Source organism: Sphingomonas pruni NBRC 15498 (assembly GCF_001598455.1).
GTDB lineage: Bacteria > Pseudomonadota > Alphaproteobacteria > Sphingomonadales > Sphingomonadaceae > Sphingomonas > Sphingomonas pruni.
Genome location: NZ_BCYZ01000040.1, coordinates 17,466 through 41,263 on the forward strand (window position 1 = coordinate 17,466; position 23,798 = coordinate 41,263).

26 protein-coding genes are annotated in these 23,798 nt (G+C 65.0%); 16 read left to right on the plus strand and 10 right to left on the minus strand.

Annotation, left to right across the window (positions count from 1 at the left end):
- Positions 1 to 12: 12 nt before the first annotated feature.
- The 10 genes from SPR01S_RS12710 to SPR01S_RS12755 form a co-directional block, all read right to left on the minus strand.
- Positions 13 to 1,812, minus strand: a complete 1,800-nt coding sequence (locus SPR01S_RS12710; protein ID WP_157082243.1) for a hypothetical protein — start codon at positions 1,810 to 1,812, stop codon at positions 13 to 15.
- A 69-nt stretch (positions 1,813 to 1,881) separates the two neighbouring features.
- The gene (locus SPR01S_RS21910; RefSeq protein ID WP_174531892.1) at positions 1,882 to 2,520 is read right to left on the minus strand and encodes an Ig-like domain-containing protein; all 639 of its coding nucleotides are present in this window, start codon (positions 2,518 to 2,520) and stop codon (positions 1,882 to 1,884) included.
- A 124-nt stretch (positions 2,521 to 2,644) separates the two neighbouring features.
- Positions 2,645 to 3,397: a sigma-70 family RNA polymerase sigma factor gene (locus SPR01S_RS12720; RefSeq protein ID WP_066590152.1), complete on the minus strand. Its 753-nt coding sequence runs from the start codon at positions 3,395 to 3,397 to the stop codon at positions 2,645 to 2,647.
- Positions 3,394 to 5,385, minus strand: a complete 1,992-nt coding sequence (gene flhA / locus SPR01S_RS12725) for a flagellar biosynthesis protein FlhA (protein WP_245661989.1) — start codon at positions 5,383 to 5,385, stop codon at positions 3,394 to 3,396. The genes SPR01S_RS12720 and flhA overlap by 4 nt, the downstream gene beginning before the upstream one ends.
- A gap of 87 nt (positions 5,386 to 5,472) precedes the next feature.
- Positions 5,473 to 6,432: a hypothetical protein gene (locus SPR01S_RS12730; RefSeq protein ID WP_066590158.1), complete on the minus strand. Its 960-nt coding sequence runs from the start codon at positions 6,430 to 6,432 to the stop codon at positions 5,473 to 5,475.
- 178 nt (positions 6,433 to 6,610) lie between these two features.
- Positions 6,611 to 6,928, minus strand: coding sequence for a hypothetical protein (locus tag SPR01S_RS12735; protein ID WP_066590161.1), 318 nt, complete (start codon positions 6,926 to 6,928; stop codon positions 6,611 to 6,613).
- Positions 6,915 to 7,211: a flagellar biosynthesis anti-sigma factor FlgM gene (flgM, locus tag SPR01S_RS12740; protein ID WP_066590165.1), complete on the minus strand. Its 297-nt coding sequence runs from the start codon at positions 7,209 to 7,211 to the stop codon at positions 6,915 to 6,917. The genes SPR01S_RS12735 and flgM overlap by 14 nt, the downstream gene beginning before the upstream one ends.
- Before the next feature lie 62 nt (positions 7,212 to 7,273).
- Positions 7,274 to 7,801, minus strand: a complete 528-nt coding sequence (locus SPR01S_RS12745; RefSeq protein ID WP_066590167.1) for a flagella basal body P-ring formation protein FlgA — start codon at positions 7,799 to 7,801, stop codon at positions 7,274 to 7,276.
- Positions 7,798 to 8,328, minus strand: coding sequence for an OmpA family protein (locus SPR01S_RS12750; protein ID WP_066590169.1), 531 nt, complete (start codon positions 8,326 to 8,328; stop codon positions 7,798 to 7,800). Before SPR01S_RS12750 ends, SPR01S_RS12745 begins: the two co-directional genes overlap by 4 nt.
- Complete coding sequence (locus tag SPR01S_RS12755; RefSeq protein ID WP_174531893.1) at positions 8,325 to 8,996, minus strand: motility protein A; 672 nt, start codon at positions 8,994 to 8,996, stop codon at positions 8,325 to 8,327. The genes SPR01S_RS12750 and SPR01S_RS12755 overlap by 4 nt, the downstream gene beginning before the upstream one ends.
- A gap of 281 nt (positions 8,997 to 9,277) precedes the next feature.
- On the opposite strand from SPR01S_RS12755, the gene flgB reads away from it, so the two are divergent.
- The 16 genes from flgB (at position 9,278) to SPR01S_RS12835 (ending at position 23,751) form a co-directional block, all read left to right on the plus strand.
- On the plus strand, positions 9,278 to 9,631 hold the full coding sequence (flgB, locus tag SPR01S_RS12760) for a flagellar basal body rod protein FlgB (RefSeq protein WP_066590171.1): 354 nt from the start codon (positions 9,278 to 9,280) through the stop codon (positions 9,629 to 9,631).
- 2 nt (positions 9,632 to 9,633) lie between these two features.
- Complete coding sequence (gene flgC, locus SPR01S_RS12765) at positions 9,634 to 10,044, plus strand: flagellar basal body rod protein FlgC (RefSeq protein ID WP_066590173.1); 411 nt, start codon at positions 9,634 to 9,636, stop codon at positions 10,042 to 10,044.
- Positions 10,045 to 10,047: 3 nt separating this feature from the next.
- Complete coding sequence (locus SPR01S_RS12770) at positions 10,048 to 10,734, plus strand: flagellar hook assembly protein FlgD (RefSeq protein WP_066590174.1); 687 nt, start codon at positions 10,048 to 10,050, stop codon at positions 10,732 to 10,734.
- A gap of 29 nt (positions 10,735 to 10,763) precedes the next feature.
- On the plus strand, positions 10,764 to 12,020 hold the full coding sequence (locus tag SPR01S_RS12775; protein ID WP_066590176.1) for a flagellar hook protein FlgE: 1,257 nt from the start codon (positions 10,764 to 10,766) through the stop codon (positions 12,018 to 12,020).
- A 27-nt stretch (positions 12,021 to 12,047) separates the two neighbouring features.
- Positions 12,048 to 12,791, plus strand: a complete 744-nt coding sequence (flgF, locus tag SPR01S_RS12780; protein ID WP_066590178.1) for a flagellar basal-body rod protein FlgF — start codon at positions 12,048 to 12,050, stop codon at positions 12,789 to 12,791.
- Between the two features lie 13 nt (positions 12,792 to 12,804).
- Entirely contained in the window at positions 12,805 to 13,593 is a 789-nt protein-coding gene (gene flgG, locus SPR01S_RS12785; RefSeq protein ID WP_066590179.1) for a flagellar basal-body rod protein FlgG, read from the plus strand.
- Entirely contained in the window at positions 13,593 to 14,279 is a 687-nt protein-coding gene (locus SPR01S_RS12790; protein ID WP_066590180.1) for a flagellar basal body L-ring protein FlgH, read from the plus strand. Before flgG ends, SPR01S_RS12790 begins: the two co-directional genes overlap by 1 nt.
- 67 nt (positions 14,280 to 14,346) lie before the next feature.
- Positions 14,347 to 15,447, plus strand: a complete 1,101-nt coding sequence (locus SPR01S_RS12795; protein WP_066590181.1) for a flagellar basal body P-ring protein FlgI — start codon at positions 14,347 to 14,349, stop codon at positions 15,445 to 15,447.
- A complete protein-coding gene (locus tag SPR01S_RS12800) occupies positions 15,444 to 15,824 on the plus strand; it encodes a rod-binding protein (protein WP_066590182.1) in 381 nt (126 codons plus the stop codon). Before SPR01S_RS12795 ends, SPR01S_RS12800 begins: the two co-directional genes overlap by 4 nt.
- Complete coding sequence (gene flgK, locus SPR01S_RS12805) at positions 15,821 to 17,158, plus strand: flagellar hook-associated protein FlgK (protein WP_066590184.1); 1,338 nt, start codon at positions 15,821 to 15,823, stop codon at positions 17,156 to 17,158. Before SPR01S_RS12800 ends, flgK begins: the two co-directional genes overlap by 4 nt.
- A gap of 5 nt (positions 17,159 to 17,163) precedes the next feature.
- Entirely contained in the window at positions 17,164 to 18,057 is an 894-nt protein-coding gene (locus SPR01S_RS12810) for a flagellin N-terminal helical domain-containing protein (RefSeq protein WP_066590186.1), read from the plus strand.
- Positions 18,058 to 18,221: 164 nt separating this feature from the next.
- A complete protein-coding gene (gene motA / locus SPR01S_RS12815; RefSeq protein WP_066590188.1) occupies positions 18,222 to 19,085 on the plus strand; it encodes a flagellar motor stator protein MotA in 864 nt (287 codons plus the stop codon).
- A gap of 50 nt (positions 19,086 to 19,135) precedes the next feature.
- Entirely contained in the window at positions 19,136 to 20,080 is a 945-nt protein-coding gene (locus SPR01S_RS12820) for a flagellar motor protein MotB (protein ID WP_066590189.1), read from the plus strand.
- Between the two features lie 264 nt (positions 20,081 to 20,344).
- Entirely contained in the window at positions 20,345 to 20,872 is a 528-nt protein-coding gene (locus SPR01S_RS12825) for a helix-turn-helix transcriptional regulator (protein WP_066590190.1), read from the plus strand.
- Between the two features lie 135 nt (positions 20,873 to 21,007).
- On the plus strand, positions 21,008 to 22,150 hold the full coding sequence (locus tag SPR01S_RS12830; RefSeq protein ID WP_066590191.1) for a serine hydrolase domain-containing protein: 1,143 nt from the start codon (positions 21,008 to 21,010) through the stop codon (positions 22,148 to 22,150).
- 32 nt (positions 22,151 to 22,182) lie between these two features.
- Positions 22,183 to 23,751, plus strand: coding sequence for an N-acyl-D-amino-acid deacylase family protein (locus SPR01S_RS12835; RefSeq protein WP_066590193.1), 1,569 nt, complete (start codon positions 22,183 to 22,185; stop codon positions 23,749 to 23,751).
- The last annotated feature ends 47 nt before the right edge of the window (positions 23,752 to 23,798 follow it).

The window sequence follows — 23,798 nt, forward strand, 5'->3', positions numbered from 1 at the left end:
TCCCGCCGGCGCTCACGGGCACACCGAGATGCTGGTGTTGCCGCGCGGACTCGTCTGACTGATCTTTCTGCCTATCGAATCATAAGTGACGCAACTTAGCCGGGTCGTGCCGGTGACCAGATCTTTCACCTCGGTTCCTCGCGGGAGCAGATTATCGGCCACGGCTCCCGTCGGATATTGATAGGTCGTCTGCAGACGCGGCGCGGTCGCCGCGGTATCGCAGGCTGCGGTGCTGCTGCCCGCCACCGTCTGGCACTGGGTCATCGTGCTGATTACCCAGATCGGGACGCCGGTCGACACCAATGTCCCGCCCGAATTCTTCACATAGGCCGACATCTGCAAATAGGCGTAGAGCTTCAGCGGCCGCGCCGCGCCCGTCGTGGGCGCGGGATCCATCTCCCACAGCACGCCACCCCACGACGCGTAGGTGAAGTCGGTTTCATTGCCCTTCGGATCGATGATCGACGTCGGCTTCGTGCACGACCCGGTGAAAATGTACCCTGGGCAGGAATAGCCATATTGCTTGACGAGATTGGGCAGGCCACTGCCCGGCTTGGGGACAGCCGTTTCTTTCGACAGACTGAAATTAGGGCCATTATACTCCGCGAGGTACTTGTCACCCTCCGGCATGTCGGCTTCGATCAGCATCGTCCCTTCGTGATAGGGCAGCCCGGTGTACACATACGATAGCCCTCCGACATAGATATACGTCGTCGTTCGACCATTAGGGTCCGTGACCGTGCGAGGCGACGACTTCGTGAAGGTAAAGGACGTCGTCTTTCCAGCCGGATCGGTGAAACTGGCGATAGTATCGCCATCGGTCACCGCATTATATTCCGGGTCGTTTACGACTTCGGGAACACCGCCTGTCACCTGCCAGGTCGATCCATCCGCTAACGTCTGTGCGGTCGCCGTATATCCGGGAAATGTGGTGTAGGCGATCGACACTTTACATGTCGAATAGCCCGGCGGCTGGACGCAGGTTATGCTATTGTGGGTGTTGCCTGGATACGTCGTAACCTGACCGTCAACGGCGGTTACGCTGGTGAGGTTGTTGCTCGCATCATAGCCATAGCTGACCTTGAGGGTCGCGCCCGTGCAGGTCGACGTGGCCGTCACATAGGTCTGGGCCAGATCGAAGCCGCACGCGGCCGATGTCTCTCCACCCGCATTATAGTCGAACACGATCGCATAACCGGACGAATCCGAAACCAGCTTGAGTTGGCCGCTGGCATTATAGGAAAACGTTTGGGTACGGCCATCGGGAAATGCGATCTGAGCCACGCGTTCGGAATTGTATGCCGTGCCCGCCTGGACGGCGTTCGTGAAGGTATAGATGACGCCTTCGCGATCGGTGTAGATATAATGGCCCGACGTCCAAGTATTACCGCCGCTCCACGCGAGCTGACCGGACCGAACCGCGTCGTCGTTGCCCGCCGCGACATTCGTCAGACTACCCGAAAGCTGATCGTAAGTTCCGCTGGAGGATTGACCGATATGAACAATCGGACTGATTGTATATGGCGCTTTCCGGATGTCGTTGGAGGCGACATAAATATCGAAATTGTGCGACATATTGGTGCCGATCAAGGGATTGTTCGGCTTCAATTTTCCGGGGACATGAAAGCGGGTCAGCGTCAGCGGCCCGATGCTGAGATCGGTCACCGAATATTGGTAGGCGGCGTCGATGACATTTATTCCGCTCGGCGTAGCGGCGAGCACTTTCGGCGGGATGATATCACCCGCGCAAGCCGGCACAGCCGAGACCATCGCCATGGCGCCAACAACAACGCCCACCCAGTCAAACTTCATGATCGCTGCCCCGCTCAATCAGATATATGCTCGCAACTTCCCATATGACGGCTCTTCGCGCCGGCTTGATCACGGCCCCGTCGCGCAGGTCGATGGATTGCCGGTGACCGTGATCGAGATGTTGCCGGTCGACGTAGCGCCCAGGCTGTCGGCGACGACATAGGTCAGCGAGTAGGTGCCCGGCGTGTTGGCGCCGATCTGCACCGACGACGCGCTGACGACAGATGCCCAGACGATACCCGGCGACCCGGACGTCACGCTGACGACCGAGAGCGGCACGTTATTTTCCGGATCGGTGTCGTTGGCGGTCACGTTCAACGTCTTGAGCGACGAACAATTGAACAACGTGGAGTCGGCATTAGCGACCGGCGGCTGATTCGTCGGGGTGGGAGTGGGAGTGGGAGTGGGAGTAGGTGTTGGAGTGGGCGTCGGGCTCGGAGTCGGCGAAGGAGTAGGGCTCGGCGTGGGCGTCGAAGACGGACATGCCGCCGGCGCAGCCGTCGCGACGTCGTACCGGGTGCGATTGCCGGCCGGGTCGAAACAGGTGCCGGTCTTGCGGCCATTGTTGGACCCGCCGCTAATCGACGACCCCTGCAGCCGCCCCAATCCGTCATAGGAATAAGTCGTCGTCTCCTGCGCCAGCGCGCCGTACGACAGGACGATGATGGTCGCCGCCGAACTTGCCAGCCAAACCTTCGCACGACTCATGGAATGCTCCCCTGCCCGGACCGGCAGAGGACATTGAAGATTCCAACTTGGCAATCGCTATTACGTTCAAAACGAATGGTTATAGCCACGCGCACCAATTTTTCGTGCGTTCGGCTCGGCCCCCTCAAACCGCCCGAGCCAGCGCCTTCTTCAACTTTGCATGCGCCGACGCCTTGATCTGGCACACGCGCGCGGCGCCGACGCCGAGCACATGCCCGATCTCCTCGAGGTTCAATTCCTCGACATAATAAAGCTGCACCACTTGCGCCTCGCGCTCGGGCAAAGCGGCGATCGCGCCGACCAGCGTTTCGCGCAAATCAGCCTCGGCGAGTTGCTCGAACGCGTCGGGTTCGTCGGACATGAACCATGGGCCGTCGTCGGTATAGACCTCATCCAGCGAGTCGAACCGCACCGCTTCCGCGCTCGAATAATCGGCACGCAATTTCTCGACGGTGACGCCGAGTTTCTCGGCGACGTCCGCCTCGGCCGGCGGCTTGCGGTCCACCGTCAGCGCCGCGACCGTCTCCTGATATTGCTTGCGCCGGCGCATCGCGCCGCGGGTCAGCGTCGCCTGGCGGCGGAGCTGGTCGATCATCGCGCCGCGCAGACGGGTGGCGAGATATTGTTCGAACGTCACCTGGCCGCGATCCTCGAAGCCGTGGATCGCCTCGACCAAAGCGACCAGCCCGATCTGGACGAGATCCTCGACCTCGCACACGCCCGAAATGCTGCCATGGACGTGCCAGGCGATGCGGCGGACGAGCGGCGAATGTTTGCGCACCAAGGCGTCGATATCGGCGCCGGTGCGGCCATAGGTCAGGGGCCCCGGGATCGGTTGCGCGTTGGCGAACGCGCTCTGCATCGGTTCCGCGCTCATGCCGCGAGCGCCTGGGGAGCGCCGATGACGGCGACGACTTCGACCGATTTCTCTTCAGGCACTTCGAAGAAACTCATCACTGGAGTGTCGGGGAGGCAGGTCTTGACCAGCTTGCGGATCGCGAGGCGGATCGAGGGCTGGACGACGAGCGCGAACGGCTTGGCTTCGGCGACGAGCGGTGCCGCGGCCTGTTGCAGGGCGTCGACGATGCGGCGGCCGAGATCGGGTTCGATCGTGTGACGCCGCGACGGGTCCGAGCGGACCGCCTGGCCGAGCAGCCCTTCGAGCTGCCCCTCCAGCGTCATCACGCGCAGCGGCTCGTGCACGCCGCACAATTTCTGGATGATCAGCCCGCCGAGATCGGGGCGGATCGCCTCGATAATCTCTTCGGCATCGACCGTGCGCTGTGCCGCGACCGCGATGGCCGAGGCGATGCGACGGAATTCCTTGAGGCTGATGCCTTCCGCCAGCAGGCCCTTGAGCACCTGGGTCAGGGTGGTCAGCGGCAATGGCGCCGGGGTCAAGGCGGCGACCAGTTGCGGATTGCGTTCCTTCAGACCGTCGAGCAGCGCCTGGACCTCGTCGGCGCCCAACATGTCGGCGGCATTCTGGCCGAGCTGATGGTTGAGGTGCGTCGCGACCACGGTGCCGGCATCGACCACCAGATAGCCCTGGCCGGTCGCGGCGTCGGCATCGCCCGGCTGGATCCAGGTCGCGTCGAGCCCGAAGGTCGGGTCCTTGGCCTTCTTGCCGCGCAATTCGCCGACGCCCTGGCCTGTATCGAGCGCGAGCATCTCATCGGCCGATGCCTGATCCTCGGCGATGACGACGCCGCCGACGATGATGCGATAGGTATAAGGCGCCAGGTTGATGTCGTCGCGGACGCGAACCTGCGGCACGACGAAGCCGAGGTCCTTCGACAGCTGGCGGCGGACGCCGGTGATACGGCCCATCAGCGGCGCGCCGCGGCGCTCGTCGACCAGCGGCACCAGGCCATAGCCGATATCGAGATGGATCTGCATACCGTCGCTGACTTCGTCCCAGCCGATCTTCGACAGATCGGGCGCGGGCGCGGCCGGCGCGGGCGGCGGCGGGCGATGCGCGATCTGGCGCAGCTTCCACGCGGCAAACCCGGCGATGCCCGCAGCGGCCAACAGCACGAGGTGCGGCATGCCGGGCAGCACGCCGAGCAGGCCGAGAATGCCGGCGACCGGGGTCCAGGTACGCGCCGATCCGAACTGCGTACCGATCTGGCCAGCGAGATCCTGGCTCGAGGTGACGCGGGTGACGATCGCGGCGGCGGCGATCGACAGCATCAGGCTGGGCAGCTGCGCGACCAGCGCGTCGCCGATCGCCAGCAGGATATAATTGTGCGCGGCCGCGCCAACCGACATGCCGTGGCTGACCGGCCCCAGGATTAGGCCGCCGATGATATTGGCGAACAGGATCAGCAGGCCGGCGACCGCATCGCCCTTCACGAACTTGGACGAACCGTCCATCGATCCGTAGAAGTCGGCCTCGGTCGACACTTCGATCCGGCGCGCCTTGGCTTCGTCGGGCGTGATCAGGCCGGCATTGAGATCGGCGTCGATCGCCATCTGCTTGCCGGGCAAGGCGTCGAGGGTGAAGCGCGCCGACACTTCGGACACGCGCCCCGCGCCCTTGGTCACCACGATCAGGTTGATGATCACCAGGATCGAGAAAACGAAGATGCCGACGACGTAATCGCCGCCGATCAGGAACGATCCGAACGCCTCGATGACGTGACCGGCCGCGCTCTCGCCTTCATGGCCATGGACCAAAACGACGCGGGTCGAGGCGACGTTGAGGCCGAGGCGGAACAAAGTGGCGAAGAGGAGGACGGTCGGAAAGGCGGAGAAATCGAGCGGCTTCTGCGCGTTCAACGCGACCATCAGCACCGCGAGGCTGATCGCGATATTGGTGACGAAGAAGATGTCGAGCATGGCGGCCGGGATCGGCACGACCATGAGCACGACGAGCAGCAGGATCGCGCCTGGGAGGGCGGCGTTGCGGACGTTGCCGGCGAGGAGATTCTTCAGGACAGGCGGCACGCGTTACGCTCCCAGGCTCGCAAGCATCAGATAGGCCAGCCGCGCATTGTCGGGCGTCGGGCGTAGAAGGTTGACCGCGCTGGCATCGGCCGCGGGCATGGCGGCGCCGGCCTGGGCGCCGTTGACCCGCGCGAGCGCGGCTTTCGCCCAGTCTGCGGCGGTGCGGCTGGTGTCGCCGCTGCCGGTGATGACCTCGGCATTGGGGCCGAGCCCCGTCTGCGCGGCGAGCGAGGCGAAATTGGCCCTGGCGGTCTCGAACGCGCTGGTGCCATAGGCCTTGGCGAAGGCGGTCGCGCCCGATCCGTCGAGCGCATCGGACGCCAGGCTGGTTGCGCCGACCTTGGCCGCACCCTTGTCGAGCTTGGCGGCGAAGCGCTGATAGATGTCGCTCAGGCTGCGCGCATTGCCGCCGGCATCGTAGAAGATCGAGCGATTGGCGCGCGCCGCGGCGGGGAACATCGCCGCGCCCGATGCGCCGGGATTGCTCTGCATCGTCTGGAGAAACGACTTGGCGCCGGCCAGGCCGAGGAAATGCGCCATGTAGAGATCGGTGCCGGTGGCGCCGCGGCCCAACGAGCTTTCGAGCGATGCCTGATTGTCCGATGCGAAATTAGCGGCCATCGTGGCGGACACTTCGGGATTGTTGCGCAGGTTGAGGATCGCGCTCTTCATTTGCGGATCGCTCACCACCCAGCGATTGCCCGAGCGGGTGATCGCGTTCGACGCCCAACCCAGGCCGTTCTGCGCACCGTGCTGCTTGACGATACCGAGCCAGGACTGGTCGACGAATTGATAGAGGCCGGTCGCCGAAGAGGTGCCGGCGCGCGCACCTGGGTTCAGCCCGCTTTCGAGCTGGGCCTGACCAAGCAGATAGTCGAAATCCATGCCGGTCGAGCGGCTCGCATTCGCGATCGCCGTCCTGACGCGGTCGACATTTCCGGTGAGTGCTACGACGCCGCCCATGGGCTTGGACTGAATGCTCCCTGTTGCAGGGAACACTCAGCAAGGGGCGTGCCAGTTTTGGGCGTACTGGTCGGCTTACGCCGAAAACGGGACCAGCCCGCTCCCCCACCCGGCCTCCCAAACAGGGTATTCTATGGGAGGCCGGGTGGGGGAGCGGGCTGGTGCCGCGAGACTAAAACTACGCGTATGCCGCGAGATGCCCGTTGGCGCGGTATCCACCGGCAGCGTCACCGGCAAGAATTTGCAGGCGACGACGAACATTTGCCGCCATCAGGTTGCAATAGATCCGCGCGGTCTCGTTCAGGCGGTGCGCTTCCTCCGCGAGTTCGCGCACGCCGGGCTCGAGCATGCCGCCGTCGATCGCCGCGAGCTCGTTGAGCGCGGCCAGCTTTGCGTTGGTCGCCTTGTCGAGCGCGTCGACATCGTTCGACTTCATCGCCGCGATCTCGGCGTGAAGCAGGTCGATTACCTTGATCAGGCCGTCACGCCGCGTCATCGATCCATTCCCCCCTTAGCGACAACAGCCGGTCCGCGACCTTCTGCGGGTCGAGCTGGAAGCTGCCATCGGCGATCGCCCGGCGAAACCGGTCGACGCGCGCCGCATCCACCGGAGGCTTTGCGGCGAGTTCCTGTGCCAGCTGGCCCACCGGGTGCGCCGCCTGCATCTGCTGCTCGGGCGTAGCGATGGCCGACGCGATCTTCGCGGCGGCCGCCGCTCCGAGCACCGGAGCGATGCGGGCATTGGGCGTTGAGCCCTTCGGTCCGATCGAGTCCACCATTGTCCACCCTGAAGCGTGTCTGGATCATCGAACGTCCGCCTGCCCGAATTCTTTAGAAAAAATTATTCCGCGCCCGGAATCACGGCTTTACCCGGCTCGACCGCGATCGCCTGGATCGGCGGCTTACCGTCCTGGACGCGGATCAGCACGCGGGCGCCGGCGGCAGCGTCGGTCGTCGCGACACCGTCCCTGGTCACCGAAAAGCCGCCATCGCCCGCCACCACCGTGACGGGATCGCCGCGCTTGATGACGATCGGCGCCTTGGCCGCAACGATGGGCGCCGCGACCGGCGTCGCAGTAGGCGCCGGAGTGGCCGGCATCATCACCGGCACGAAGATGCGCCATTGCGGATCGGTGCAGGTCACCACGACCGAATCGTGGCTGTCCGTCCGCCAGTTGAGCGAGACCATCGGACAGACCGCGAGCTTCAGCCGCGTGTCGACCGGGGTACGCGCGCCCCCCGACTCCCCGATCGCGTGACCGGTGAAGCCGGCGACGGCTTTATCGATCAGCGTGGTGCTCTGGAAACTCTGCGCCGCGACGGGGCTCGCCGCGACCATCAGCGCTATGAGGGATAAGGTTCGAGTCATGGTCTCTTCCTGTCGGGATCGCCGGTAAAGCTCATCGTCACCAGCGCGATGCGGCGGCCGGTTCCCGGCGTCGCGATCATTATGCGGTCGGCGGCCACGCCATGCGCGATCAGCCAGCTGGCGGTGGCGCGGGCGCGGTCGCTGGCCAGGATCTGCGCGCTGCCGGTGGTCGGGTCGCTGTCGGCTTTCGTGCCCTCGGCGCTGCCGGCGATGCGCAGGGTCACGCGCGGATCGCGCAGGCTTTCCATCGCGAAGTCGAGCAGGCCGTCGGTGATGACGATCCTGGCCGAGCCGGGCGCGAACCCGGCGGCGGCGGACGCGAGCGGGATCGGATCGGCGGGTGTGGAGATCGCGGCAGCCGTCGCCGGCTTGCCGCCGAATCCTTCACGAAGTCCCTTGGCCAAAGCCTGGCGATCGGTCGCCTGGACCAGCACGAAGAAGCCGACCAGCAACAAGGCGAGGTCGGCCAGCGTCCATAGCCAGAGCGGCCGCGCGGGCGGCGGATCGAGCAGGTCCGTCTCGCTCATACCGCCGCCGGCATGAAGCTGGTCGGCGCCTTGATCCGCCCCTTTTCGGCGAGCGCGGCAAGCGGCGCGACGAGCCGCGTGCGCTCCTCGGCTTCTGCGCGGGCGCGACGGCGCAGGCGAACCGCGACCGGCATCGCGATCAGATTGGCGACCAGCGCGCCATAGAGCGTCGCGAGCAGGGCGACCGCCATTCCGGCGCCGATCGCCGCCGGGTCGGTCATCGCCCAGAACATCTTCACCAGCCCGACGAGGGTACCGACCATGCCCATTGCCGGCGCGACCTCGGCGGCGCCCGCCCACATATCGGCGGCGGCGGCATGACGCAGGATGCGGGCGCGGCGGCGCTCGTCGAGCTGGCGCGTAACCTCGTCGGGCGTCGCGCCGTCGACGATTTCGGCGACCGCTGCGGCAACATCGCGGTCGGCGATCACCGAGCGGTCGAGCGCGTGCATGCCGTGCCGGCGCGCGATCCGGCTGAGCGCGGCGACCTGGTCGACCAGGGGTGTCGCGTCGAACGGCTTTCGCGTCAGCGCGCGGAGCGCGGCAACGCCGCGCCCGACATCGCCAAGCGAGGTCCGCAACAAGGTCGCGAATACGGTGCCGCCAGCCACGATGCCGATTGCGGCGGGATCGAGGAAAGCGCCGAGCGTGATGGGATCCGTCGTCATATACGCGATCTACTGCAAGCGCGGTGCCAGTTTCTTATCCGTCGCCCCGGCGGAGGCCGGGGCCGTTATGTAGCAGGTGGGAAGCCCGGCAATCGAGCGGCCCCGGCCTCCGCCGGGGCGACGGTGACGCCGGCAAACCGGCAAATCACCTTGCCGCAACCGGCAAAGCTTTGCCGCTCCTGTCGGCTTGGTGGAGCGAAAACCGGCAAATCCGCCTTTGTCGGGCAATTGGCACGCCCCTTGCTGACCTCTCGCGCAGGATTTCACGCGAGGTGACGGCAATGGCCGACAACACTCTGTTCGGGATACACGGGGCGGCGCTCGAAGTGCGCGGTCAGCGCATGGGCGTGCTCGCCTCGAACATCGCGAACGCCTCGACCCCTGGGTTCAAGGCGCGCGACATCGACTTTCAACAGGCGCTGTCGGCGGCGACCAGCCCCGGCGGGTTGACCGATGGCGGCCTCGCGGGCGCGACCAAATATCGCGTACCGACGCAGCCCAGCCTCGACGGCAATACGGTCGACCTGTCGACCGAGCAGACCGCGTTCGCCGAGAATGCCGTCCAGTATCAGTCGACCCTTTCCTTCCTGAACGGGCGGATCGGCCAGATCACCCGCGCGCTGAGGGGCGAATAATCATGAGCAACGGACCGATGACGATCTTTCAGGTCTCGGGCCGCGCGATGAGCGCGCAGCTCGTGCGCCTGAACACGACAGCCTCCAACCTGGCCAATGCCGGGTCGGTCGCGAGCTCCGCCGACACGGCCTATCGCACGATCAAGCCGGTGTTCCGCACGAGCTTCGACAAAGCGAGCGGCATGTCGACGGTCGACGTCGAAAGCGTCGTCACCGCCGGCGAGAACCCGACGAAGCGCTACGATCCCGCCAACCCGATGGCCGACAAGGACGGCAATGTCTGGGAATCGGCGGTCGATGAGACCCGCGAGCTGGTCGACATGATGGAGACCAGCCGCAGCTACCAGAACAATGTCGAAGTCATGCAGACCGCCAAGTCGCTGATCCTCGATACCCTCAAGCTCGGGAAATAAGAGATGACCTCGACCTTCGATACCACGCTGGCCAATATCGGCATCGGCCGTACCGGCGCGTCGACGCCGACGGTGGCGCCGGCCGGATCCGGACAGACGCTCGGCCAGGCCGATTTCCTGAAGCTGATGACTGCGCAGATGCAGAACCAGGATCCGTTCAACCCGGTCGACAATACCCAGATGGTCGCCCAGATGGCGCAATTCTCGTCGCTTTCGGGCATTTCCGAGATGAACTCGACGCTGAAGTCGATCGCCGACAAGCTGACCGGCACCTCGGCCAACGACGCGCTCGCTTATGTCGGCAAGACTGTGCTGACCCAGGGCGACACCGCGTTCGGACGCACCACCGGCGGCATTGCCGGCGCGGTCGAGGTCGATAGCGCAGCGAGCGACCTCAAGGTCACGATCCAGGATCAGTCCGGCAACGTCCTCAAGACGCTCGACCTCGGCGCGCAGACCAAGGGCACGGTCAATTTCGACTGGGACGGCAAGACCGAGGCCGGCACTGATGCCGGCGCGGGTCCGTTCAAGGTCGTCAGCAACGCCAATGCCAATGGCGCCAGGGTGGCCACCAACACTTTGGTCTGGGCGCCGGTCACCTCGGTCTCGATGCCCAGCTCGGGCAGCCCCGTCCTCAACGTCGCCGGGATCGGCAACGTCGACCTCTCCGCCATTCGCCAGATCGGCTGATCCAACCAATCTCCCAAGGAGCCTGAACCATGTCCTTCTACACGTCGCTTTCCGGCCTCACCGCCGCCCAGACCCAGATGTCGACGATCTCGCACAACCTCGCCAACGTCGACACCAACGGCTTCAAGAAGAGCGTCACCGAGTTCGCCGACGTCATCGCGTCGAGCGTCAATCTGTCGCCGACGATGATGGTCGGCGCCGGCACGATGGTGAAGGGTAACGTCCAGCAGTTCAGCCAGGGCAATTTCATCCAGTCGTCCTCGGCGCTCGACCTCGCCATTTCGGGCGACGGCTTCTTCGCGATCAAGCCTCAGCTCAACGGCTCGAACGTCAATTATACCCGCAACGGCGGCTTCAAGGTCGATCCCGACCATTATGTCACCGACGCGCAGGGCAATTATCTCCAGGTCTATCCGGTCGACGGATCGGGCGCGGTCGTCGCGAGCGGCCTTGGCCAGGCCATCAGCCTCCAGCTGCCGGCGACCAGCGGCACGCCGAGCCCGACCCAGAATGTCGGCATGACGGTCAATATGCCGTCGACCGCCGCGGTGCCGACCACCGCGACCTTCGACCGCTTCGACCCGTCGAGCTACAATCAGTCGGCGCAGACCACGGTCTATGACTCGGCGGGCAATCCGCAGACCATGACCACCTATTTCAAGCGCGAGACGACGGGAACGCCGTCGACCTGGTCGGCCTATAGCTTCATCGGCGACAAGGCGCTGACCTCGGGCGGGTCGGATCACATCACCATGTCGTTCGATGCGACCGGCGCGATGACCGCGCCGAGCGGTGCGACGACGTTCGATCCGGTCACCCCGGCCGGCGCCACCGCGGCGCAGACGATCACCTTCACCCTGGGCGCGGCGAGCGCGCAGACGCCGACGGCATTCAACGTCACCTCGCGCAGCGCCGACGGCGCCGCGATCGGCCAGCTTCAGGGCGTGACGGTCGACGGCGACGGCATGGTCAAGGCAAGCTTCTCGAATGGCGACGTCAAGGCGCTGGGCAAGGTCGTGCTGGCCAACTTCACCAACCCGGCTGGCCTGCGCCAGCTGGGCGATTCGACCTGGGCGGCGACCGGCGTGTCCGGCGCGCCTGTGGTCGGCTCGCCGGGCAGCGACGGCTTCGGCAACCTGATGTCGTCGACCATCGAACGGTCGAACGTCGACATCACCGAGGAACTTGTCAGCCTGATCGCGGCGCAGCGCAATTTCCAAGCGAATGCCAAGGCGCTCGATACCGCCAGCCAGATTTCGCAGACGATCTTCAACATCCGTAGCTGATGATCGCAGGACATTGGGGGCTGAAGCATGGATAAGCTGATCTACACGGCGGCGTCGGGGCTGAAGAGCCACATGGCGGCGCAGGCGGCGATCGCCAACAACATGGCGAACGCGTCGACGATCGGCTTCCGGGCCGAGAAGATCAATTTCAACAGCCTGATGCTCAAGGGCGCCGGCTTCGACAGCCGCCAGCCGGCCTCGGAGGAAGTGACCGATTTCGATCGCAGCGCCGGTGCCATCACCACCACCGGGCGCAATCTCGATATTGCCATTCCGGGTGACCAATGGATGGCGGTTCAGGCGAATGATGGTACGGAGGGCTATACGCGCCGCGGAGATCTGAACATCTCTGCGACGGGCGTTCTGGAAACCGGCGACGGTTTCCCGGTGATGGGGTCGGGGGGCCCCATCACCGTGCCGCCCGCAACCTCGGTCTCGATCGCGCAGGACGGGACGATCTCGATCATTCCGGTCGGCGGCGACGCCAAGAACCCGCAGGTCATCGGCCGCATCAAATTGGCCAGCGCGCAAGGATCGCAGACCATCAAGGGTCTCGACAACCTGATCCATGTGCAAGGCGGCGGCATCCTGCCGACCGACGAGAATGCCCAGTGCATCTCGGGCGCGCTCGAACAATCGAACGTCAACATGACGCAATCGCTGGTCGACATGATCGAGAACCAGCGCAGCTACGAAGTACAGGCCAATTTGATGAAGTCGGCCAAGGACATGGACGAAAGCGCCGCATCCGTGATGCGGATGCCGAGCTAAGGAGTAGAATGAGATGAGCAGCGCAGCGATGCACATCGCCCGCACCGGCCTGGACGCCCAGGACATGCGGATGCGGGTGATCTCGAACAACCTGGCCAACGTCAACACGACGGGGTTCAAGAAGGACCGCGCGTCGTTCGCGACCTTGTCCTACCAGACGGTCACCGCCGCCGGCGCGCAATCGTCGAACGACAGCAAATACGCGACCGGCCTCAATCTCGGCACCGGCGTACGCATCCAGGGCACCGCCCGGATGGATACGCAGGGATCGATGCAGACAACCGGCAACAGCCTCGACATGGCGCTGGACGGCGACGGCTATTTTCAGGTTCAGCTGCCTGGCGGCCAGCTCGGCTATACCCGCGCCGGCAATTTCTCGCGCTCGCCCGAAGGTCTGTTGGTGACCAACGAAGGTTATCAGGTGATGCCCGGCATCACCGTGCCCCAGGGTGCGACCCAGATCACCGTCGGCACCGACGGTACCGTCTCCGCGACGATCGCCGGCCAGACCGAACCCGCCCAGCTCGGCCAGCTTCAGGTCGCGACCTTCGCCAATCCGGGAGGCCTGCAGTCGAAGGGCGACAATTACATGCTCGAAACCGCCGCGTCGGGTGCCGCCAATCTCGGCGTACCGGGCGAGGACGGCCGCGGCATGGTCCGCCAGGGCATGCTCGAAGCGTCGAACGTCAACGTCGTCGAAGAACTGGTCGACATGATCGAGTGCCAGCGTGCGTACGAAGTCAATTCCAAGATGATCTCGGCGACCGACGACATGCTCAAATATGTGAACCAGAACATCTGATGCGCACGCTCTCCAATATCGCCGCCGGCCTCGGCACCGCCGCCTTCATCGTCACTTGTGCCGCGCCGGCCCAGGCAGGCATTTTCGGCAAGAAGAAGCCGGCCGAGGATTATTCCGCCGCCCCGCCGGTGGCACCGCCGCCGGTACCGGCCAATGGATCGATCTTCCAGGCGCAGAACGGCTATGCCGCGCTCTACGAGGGCTCGGTGGCGAGAAAGGTCGGCGATCCGCTGACGATCGTCCTGGTCGAGAATACCCAGGCATCGAAATCCTCGTCGTCCAAGCTCGATTCGGGCGGTGGGTTCAGCCTGACCCCGCCGAGCACCGGGGCGCTGTCGCTATTCAAACCGACCGACGCCTCGGTCAGCGGTGCGCGCAACTTCAACGGCAAGGGCACGGCCGACCAGTCGAACTCGCTGTCGGGCGAAGTCTCGGTCACCGTCGTCGCGGTCTATCCCAATAACACCATGCTGGTGCAGGGGCAGAAGCGCGTCACGCTCAACCGCGGCGACGAGTTCGTCCAGATAAAGGGCATCGTCCGCACCGCCGACATCAGCGCCGACAACCGCGTGCTGTCGACGCGCGTCGCCGACGCCCGCATCGCCTATACCGGCAAGGGCGACGTCGCCCGCGCCGGCCGCCAGGGCTGGCTCGGCCGCTTCTTCTCGGTGATCAGCCCGTTTTGATGGTTAGCATCGTCTTAACCATCTCCATGCCACATGCCGACCTGATCGAATGATTGGATAGTCTCCCATGCTGCGTGCCCTGCTAGTCTTTCTGGCTCTGATGACCGGTTTCGCCGCGACGCCGGCCGCCGCCGATCGCATCAAGGACCTGGGTGGATTCCAGGGCATCCGCAGCAACCAGCTGACCGGTTACGGCATCGTCGTCGGCCTGGCCGGTACGGGCGACGACAATCTCGAATATACCATGCAGTCGATGAAGGCGGTTGCGTCGCGCTTCGGCCTGCAGCTCCCGGCCGGGGTCAATCCCGGTCTGAAGAACGCCGCGGTGGTGATGATCACCGCCGACTTGCCGGCCTTCGCCAAGCCCGGCCAGCGGATCGACATCACCGTCGCGTCGATGGGCAAGGCCAAGTCGCTGCGTGGCGGCGCGCTGATCATGACCCCGCTAATGGGTGCCGACGGCCAGATCTATGCGATGGCGCAGGGCAATCTCGCGGTCGGCGGCTTGGGCATCGAGGGCAAGGACGGATCGTCCGTCGTGGTCAATGTCCCCTCGACCGGCCGCATTCCTGAAGGCGCGACGGTCGAACGTACGGTCGACACCGGGTTCGAGAGCGCGCCGAATTTGGTCTTCAACCTCGCCCGGTCCGATTTCACCACCGCCCAGAACGTCGCCACCGCGATCAATGCGCGGTTTGGCGGCGGTGTCGCCGAAGCGGTCGACGGCGTGTCGATCAAGGTCAACGCCCCCGCCGGTGCCGATGTGCGCGCGACGATGATGAGCGAAATCGAGAACCTGACCGTCACCTCGGCCGAGCCGCCGGCGCGTGTGATCGTCAATGCGCGCACCGGCACCGTCGTGATCAATTCGACCGTCCGTGTCGGCGCCGCCGCGATCACCCATGGCAAGCTGACCGTCCGCATCGACGAGAAACAGACCGTCGTTCAGCCCGCACCCTTCAGCCAGGGTCAGACCGCCAACGAGCAGAAATCCGGCGTCAATGTCGAGGAAGAGAAGCGCCCGATGTTCCTGATGAACCCGGGGCCCAAGCTCGCCGACATCGTCAAGGCGGTCAACGCGATCGGCGCCACGCCGTCGGACCTCGTCGCGATCCTCGAAGCGCTCAAGGAAGCGGGCGCGCTCAAAGCGGACCTGATCATCCTGTGACCGACATCGCGACCCCGACACAGCCCGCCGCCCAGCCGGTCGCAGGCATCTCGACCGACACCAGCCGGCTGACCTCGCGCGCCAATCTTAAAAAGGCGGGGCAGCAGTTCGAAGCGGTGTTCATCAACATGATGCTCAAGTCGATGCGCCAGGCCAAGCTCGACGACGGCGGCCTGCTCGACACCAAGAATTCGGAAACCTTTCGCGACATGCAGGACAAGCAAGTCGCGGAGAGCATGGCCGCACACCAGCCGATCGGCATCGGCAAGGCGATGACCGAGTTCCTCGCGAAATCGCAAAAGGCGCTGCAGGACGCAGCGGCGGCTTCGGCCACGTCGAGCTCGTCACCCGCGCCTGACGCAGGAACCCCATCATGAGCGATATGCTGTCGATCGGTGCGAGCGGGCTCAAGGCCTATCAGGTCGCGCTCAACACCGTTTCCGAGAACATCGCCAATTCGGGCACGGTCGGCTATTCGCGTCGCAGCACATCGACGGCAGAGGTTGCCGCGGCCAGCCCCAATTCTGCAATCAACGGCCTGGGATCGGTCGTCACCGGGATCGTCCGCGCGGGTGATTTCTATGCCACCGCTCAGGTTCGCACGGCGGGCTCCGATCTCGCCAAGACCGAGACCAGCGTGACTTGGCTGGACCGCATCGAAACGGGGCTCGACGGCAACCAGCTCAGCACCCGGCTGTCCAATTTCTTCACTGCCTCGACCACGCTGGCCGCCGATCCCACGTCGCTCGGCGCACGCGCCTCGATGCTCGAAGCAGCCTCCGGAGCGGCCAACGCCTTTTCGAGTACGGGAGCCGCGCTCGACCAGGTTCAGATCGATCTCAGCGGCACCGCGCAATCGTCGGTGTCCTCGCTGAATTCGGCGGCGGCGACGCTTGCCCGCATCAATGACGGCATCAGCCGCTCGACCCCCGGCACGTCGGGCGCGGCGGCCCTGCTCGACCAGCGCGACCAAGTGCTCGAGCAGATGAGCGCGCTGACCGACATCAACGTCCAGTTCGACTCGCTCGGCCGAGCCACCGTTCGCGGCGGCGGGACAGCGGGGCCGGTGCTGGTCGATGCCGGTCAGGCCGCGACGGTCGTCTACGCCTCCAACGCGGCGGGCGCGGTTACCTTCAACGTCCTAAACGGTGCCTCGATGCAGACGCTCGCCCCGACCGGCGGCGCGCTGGCCGGCATTGCCGATTCGATGCAGCGCGTGGTCGATGCCAAGGCCCAACTCAAAACGATCGCCCAGAATTTTGCCGACGGGGTCAATGCGATCCAGACCAATGGCCGCGATCTCGACGGCAATCCCGGCCAGGCGATGTTTGCGCTCGGTACCGGCGGCACCGCGCAAATGACGATGTCGCTCGACGACCCGCGCGGCATCGCCGCGGCCGCGGTCGGCGGCGGCACGCGCGACAACACCAATTTGATGGCGCTGGCACAATTGCGAACCTCTGCCGGGTACGAAAACCGCATCGTCGACATGACGACGGCCAACGCGGCGACACTCGCGCAACGCAAGGCCGTGGCAGGCGCGCAATCGACCATCCACGACAATGCCATCGCCGCGCGCGACAGTGCCAGCGGGGTCAATCTCGACAACGAAGCGGTCGACTTGATGCGGTTCCAGCAGGCCTATGCGGCGACCGGCCGCGTCATCCAGGCCGCACGCGAGACGATCCAGACAATCCTCGATATCAGGTAAGCGCGATGCAGATCTCGACGAACCAATTCTACACGTTCAACCAGAACAGCATGCGCACACTCGGCGCCACCGCCGACGACTTGCAGACGCAAATCTCGACCACGCATCGGATCAACGCTCCATCGGACGACGCCGTGTCGTGGCGGCGGCTGCAGGGCTTGGCCAGCGCTGCCGCCGACGACACTGCCTTTGGCGGCAATCTGACGCTGGTCGGCACGACGCTGAGCCAGGCCGACGGCACGCTGAGTTCGATCACCGACGCGCTCCAGCAGGCCAAGGAGCTCGCGGTCAAGGCGAACAGTGGCACGCTGTCGGCAAGCGATCGCGTGGCGATCGCCGACCAGCTCGACGCGATCGTCACCAACCTGGTCAGCTATGCCAACGTCAAGGATTCGCGCGGCGCCGCGGTATTCGCCAATGGCGACGCAGATGCCGTGACCAAGAATGCCGACGGCACGTTCAGCTTTGCGGCAGCGGGCCCGACATCGATCCCGGTCGGCGCCAACGAGACGATCCAACCCGGCGATTCGGCCGCGCGCGTGTTCGTCGACGCGAGCGGCGGCAACATCCTTTCCACCATTTCCTCGCTGTCTGCCGCGCTCAGGGGATCGGGCAACGTTTCGGCGATCGCCGGCAGCGCGGGGGACGCCCTTCAGGCGGCCAACGACCAGGCGGCGAGCGTGCAGGCCGGGCTCGGCGCCCGCGCCGCGCGCGTCGACCTCGAAACCTCGCGGCTCAAGGATGTCGCGACCGATCGCGAAGCGGCCCGATCGGCGCTGGAAGACACCGACGTCACGGCGACGATCACCAATTTGCAGAAGACCATGACGGTGCTGCAGGCCACCCAGGCGAGCTTCACCAAGCTGGCCAGCATGTCGCTGTTCAACTTCCTCAAATAAGTGTTCGCAGCGATGCCGCGAGGACCGGCCATGTGCCCGCGGGACGCGCAAAATGTCGAAAACGAAATATCCTTAACCGGTTGGCTACGAAAAGCCGGTTAACCATCGATCGAACCGGTCGTTATCCGGTTAGGCCGTGATTGCAGGGGGTAAGTAGAGCTAAGATGTTTCCGGCAATCGGCCTCGTTGTTCTGCTGGCCATGGTCTTCGGCGGCTTTGCCTTCACCGGCGGGGCGCTGGGACCGGTGCTCGAGGCGATTCCCCACGAAATGCTCATCATCGGCGGCGCCGGGGCCGGCGCGCTGATCATCGGCAACTCGCCCAAGGAGCTCAAGGCGCTCGGCGGCGGCATCATGAAAGTGATGAAGGGGCCGAAATACAAGAAACAGGACTATCTCGACGTCATCTTCCTCGTCTCGAAGCTGATGAAGATGCTGCGCATGGACGGGCCGATCGCGCTCGAACCCCATGTCGAGGATCCCAAATCGTCGGCGATCTTCGCCGAATATCCCCGCCTCTTGGCCGATCACACGCTGGTCAACCTGATCGCGGACACGCTCCGCCTCGTCGTCGTCTCGTCGGGCACGCTCGACGTGCACGCGGTCGAGGAAGTGATGGATAACGCGATCAAGACGCACCACCACGAAGTCGAGGGACCGCAGGGGACACTGCAGAGCCTGGCCGACGCCCTGCCCGCTTTGGGTATCGTCGCCGCGGTGCTGGGGGTGGTGAAGACGATGGGATCGATCGACAAGCCGCCGACGATCCTTGGCGCGATGATCGGATCGGCACTGGTCGGCACCTTCATGGGCGTGTTGCTGGCCTATGGCCTGGTCGGTCCGCTGGCGACGCGCCTCAAGCAGATCCTCGACGCCGACGCCGCAATCTATCACGTCGTCAAGCAGATCATCATCGCTTCGCTCCACGGCCACCCGCAGCCCCTGGTGATCGAGGCCGCGCGCTCCGGCATCGCCCATTCCAATCAGCCCGCTTTCGCCGAAGTCTTCGACGGCCTGCGTGGGCGCTGAGTTATGATTGACGGTGCCAGCCCGCTCCCCCGCGCCGGAGGCGCCAAATAATGGCCGCCGCGCGCGCTCCACATGGCAGCAATCAGCCGCCTAAGGTCATCGTCAAGAAGATCTATATCGAGGCCCATGGCGCGCATCACGGCGGCGCGTGGAAGGTCGCCTATGCCGATTTCGTGACCGCGATGATGGCCTTCTTCCTGCTGCTCTGGATCCTGGGCGCCACGACCGAGAAGCAGCGCAAGGGCATCGCCGACTACTTCTCCCCGACGCTCGTCAACATGAAGGAGAACAGCGCGGGTTCGAACGGCATGTTCGGCGGGTCGTCGATCACCGACAAGGACAATTACCCGAACCGCGCCTCGCAAACCGGCACCAAGTCGCTAACCATTCCGGTCGGCGCGACCGGCGGCGCGAAAATCGGATCGGGCGAGAAAGGCTCGCTCAAGGCGCGCCTGACCGCCGAGGACAATCAGAATTTCGAGCAGATGAAGCGCAAGCTCGAGCAGGCCATGAAGTCGCCCGCGCTCGCCAAGCTCGCCAGCCACGTGAAATTCATCCAGACCCGCGACGGGTTGCGCATCGACCTGGTCGACGACGCTGATTATTCGATGTTCGCCTTGGGCACGACCCAGCTGGTTCCAGCGGCGAGCGACCTGATCGGGATGATCGCGGGATCGGTCAAGGCGATGGAAAACCCGATCATGATCCGCGGCCACACCGACAATCTCGCCTATGGCAATCCGCTGGCGATGAACAACTGGATGCTGTCGACGGGACGCGCCGAGGCGACCCGCCGCCGGCTGGCGTCGGGCGGACTGATCGAGGATCGCTTCTATCGTATCGAGGGCGTCGCCGACCGCGAGCCGATGATCGAGAACAACCCTGCCGATCCGCGCAACCGCCGCGTGTCGATAACCTTGCTCTATCGCGCGGGGTCGTTCGAAGAGGGCGGCAGCACCAGCATTCCGGCCTCGCCGGGCACGCTGAGCAAATAAACCCATCAGTGCGGGCATTCGACCGCACCAATAAAGCGCGCGAGCGTCGGACGCCTGTGGCCCTTATCGCCTGGCCGATTGCTCGATCAGCGTTGGCGGGAGCCGGTGCAGACCAAGGCCGTTTACGCGGCGGCTAGATAAGGGTCCACCTGTTGTAATTACTTATCGCGCTTCCCCACAGCGGCGTTCTAGTCGAGACCCGCCGGAACGGACGTGCCCTAGCTGCATGAATGATGCCCGGCCGACGCTAATACAATGGTGGGCATGGACAGGATGAAGGATCGTCGCAGCGCATTGAACCGCACGGCCGTTATCCTCGGTATGGTCGTCATGCTGCAACTGTTCGCCGCGATCTTCTTCTTGAGTGACGCCGCCGGCGATGTCGCCGAGGATGGCCTGGGACCCCACCTGGCCGCCGAAGCAAGCGCCGTCCTGGCTTTATTTTCGGGTATCCTGTTCGGCGCCTGGCACGTCAGAACTCTGGTCCTGCGTGCGCGCACCGATGAAACGCAGGTTGCCGCGGCCCGTGGCGTATTGGGCGAGTTGATGCGTCTGCGCTTCGCGGAATGGCGACTGACGCCCGCCGAGGCCGATGTCGCGCTGTTCGCGCTGAAGGGCTGCGACATTGCGGATATCGCGACATTTCGCGGCTCGGCGGAAGGTACCGTCAGGGCGCAATTGGCGAAAATCTATGGCAAGGCCGGCGTCCACAACCAGAGCAGCCTGATCGCGTTGTTCCTCGACGAACTGATCGATCCGGCATTGCATGCTCTCACCGCCAACAAAGGATGAAGCCCGCGAGCCGAAAGCATCGCCGACCGAACGTCAGCCCTCGCCGGGCAGGATTCCGGCACGACTTCACGGATGACTACAATCCTGCGGACGGGGTCATTGCAGCTGACGTGAACAGAACGTAGCGTTCACCCCATGCTGTCCTTCTTCCTGTTCGCCGCGGCGAGCGCGGCGCAACCCGTCGCCTCGGTCCGCGTCACCTTCGACCGCAAGGGCGAGACGTCCGCCCGCGCCGAAGGCTTCGCCGATCCCGCGGTCAATCGCGGGGTGACGCCCGACGACCCGGTGCGGATCGCATCGATCTCCAAGATGGTGACGACGATCGGGGTGATGCGGCTGGTCGAGCAGGGCAAGCTCGACCTCGACAGCGACGTGTCCAAATGGCTCGGCTACACTTTCCGCAACCCGGCCTTTCCCGACGCGCCGATCACCTTGCGGCAGTTGCTCTCGCACCGCTCCAGCCTGACCGACACGATCGACTATGTCCTGCCGCTCGACGGCGACATGCGCGCGACCCTGGCCGATCCGAAGGCCTGGGACGCCGCGCACGCGCCCGGCACGTTCTTCCGCTACACCAATTTCAACTTCCCGGTCGTCGCCGCGGTGATGGAGCGCGCGACCGGCGAGCGGTTCGACCGGTTGATGGACCGGCTGGTGATCAAGCCGCTCCGGCTCGAAGCATGCTACCAATGGGATACGTGCGACGACGCGACGATCGCGCACGGCGTGGTCCTGTTCCGCGGCGGCGAGGTTACGAAGGACGACAATCACGGCAAGCGCCCGGCCTGTCCGGTCACGCCAGCGAGCGACGGCAGTTGCGACCTGTCGCGCTGGAAGGCAGGCGCCAACGGTGCGATGTTCGCCCCGCAATCGGGCCTGCACATCTCCGCGCGCGGCCTGGAGAAGATCGGGCGAATGCTGCTCGGCAACGGCAAGGTCGACGGCGTGCGCCTGCTCTCGCCGGCCTCGGTCAAGCTGATGGAGACGCCCGCCTGGACCTATGACGGCCGCAATGGTGACGTCGGCGACGGCTGGGTGTGCAGCTATGGCCTCGGCATGTTCGTGATCCCGACACCGCAGGCGGGATGCCATGACGACCTGTTCGGTGACGGCAAGCGCCGTGTCGGTCACCTCGGCGACGCCTATGGCCTCAAGTCCGGATTGTGGATCGACCCCGCCAGCGGCACCGGTATCGCCTATTTCGCGACCGACGTGCCGGCCGACAAGGGTATGCACTCGAGCTATACCACCACCGAGGAATCGCTAGCCCATCCTTGACGGCACCCGCCGCGCCCGAAAGGATCGCTTTCATGAAGCTGCGCCTCGCTCTCGCCGCCACCCTGCTCGCCGGTTGTTCGATCGGCGCCGCGCCCTCCCCCGCCATGCAAGCCGACCTGATCCTGCGGGGCGGCACTGTCTATACCGGCGACGATGCGCCGTTCACCGGCGACGTCGCGATCAAGGACGACAAGATCGTCGCGGTCGGGCCCAGCCTGAAGATCGCCGCTGCGCGGACGATCGACGCGACCGGCATGATCGTCGCCCCTGGTTTCATCGATCCGCACACCCATGCCGGCCCGTGGCTCGCCTCGGCCGATGCCAGGACGCGGCTGATCCCCGCCTTCCTGCTCCAGGGCGTCACGACCGCGTTCATCGGCAATGACGGCGGCGGCAGCACCGACGTCGCCGGCACGCTGTCGATGCCGAAGAGCAAGCCGGTCGGGGTCAATTTCGTGACCTATATCGGCTTCGGCACGATCCGCGAGCAAGTGATCGGCGCCGCCAAGCGCGCGCCCACCCCGGCCGAGCTCGACAAGGAAAAGGCGCTGGTCGCCAAGGGCATGTGCGAAGGCGCGATCGGCTTTTCGACCGGGCTATTCTACGCGCCGCAGAGTTTCTCCAAGACCGACGAGGTGATCGCGCTGTCCGAGGAAGCGGCCAAGCGTGGCGGCTATTACGACAGCCATATCCGCGACGAATCGAGCTATACCGTCGGGCTCGCCGCCGCGATCGACGAAGCCATCGACATCGGCAAGGCGACCAGGATGCCGATCCATATCAGCCACATCAAGGCGCTTGGCGTCGACGTCCAGGGCATGGCGCCGGCGATCATCGCCAGGATCGACGCCGCGCGCGCGGCGGGCGTCAACATCACCGCCAGCCAATATCCCTGGTCGGCGTCGGGCACGAGCCTGGTCGCCTCGCTGATCCCGCTCTGGGCGCAGGACGGCGGCACGGCGGCGCTGATCAAGCGGTTCGACGATCCCAGCCTCAAGCAGAAACTGCGCGACGGCATCGCCGAGAATATGCGCAAGCGCGGCGGCCCGCATTCGCTGCTGATCACCGAGGGCCAATGGCGCGGCAAGCGGCTCGACGAGATCGCGGCGGCGATGAAGACCGATCCGATCTCTGCGGCCATCGCGGCGATCCGGGTACACGATGCCGGCGTCGTCTCGTTCAACCAGAGCGAAGCCGATATCGCCGCGTTCATGAAGCAACCCTGGGTGATGACCGACAGCGACGCCTCGAGCGGCCATCCCCGCGTCTGGGGCACGTTCGCCCGCAAATATTCGAAATATGTCGTCGCCGATAAGGTTATCTCGTTGCGCGATTTCATCGAGCGCAGTTCGTCGGTCACCGCCAAATGGTTCGGCCTGACCGGGCGTGGCGAATTGAAGCCGGGCGCGTTCGCCGACGTGGTCGTGTTCGACCCCAAGACCTATGCCGCGCAGGCGACCTATGAACAGCCAACCCTGCCAGCGACCGGGGTGAAGACCGTCGTCGTCAACGGCAAGGTCGCGGTTGATAACGGCAAGCTTACCGGCGTTGCGGCCGGGCGGGCTCTGCCGCACACGCCGACGGGCGGAACTTGTTCGTGATGCCACCCTCACCCTTCCGCGCCTTCGGCGCTCCCTCCCTCTCCCAA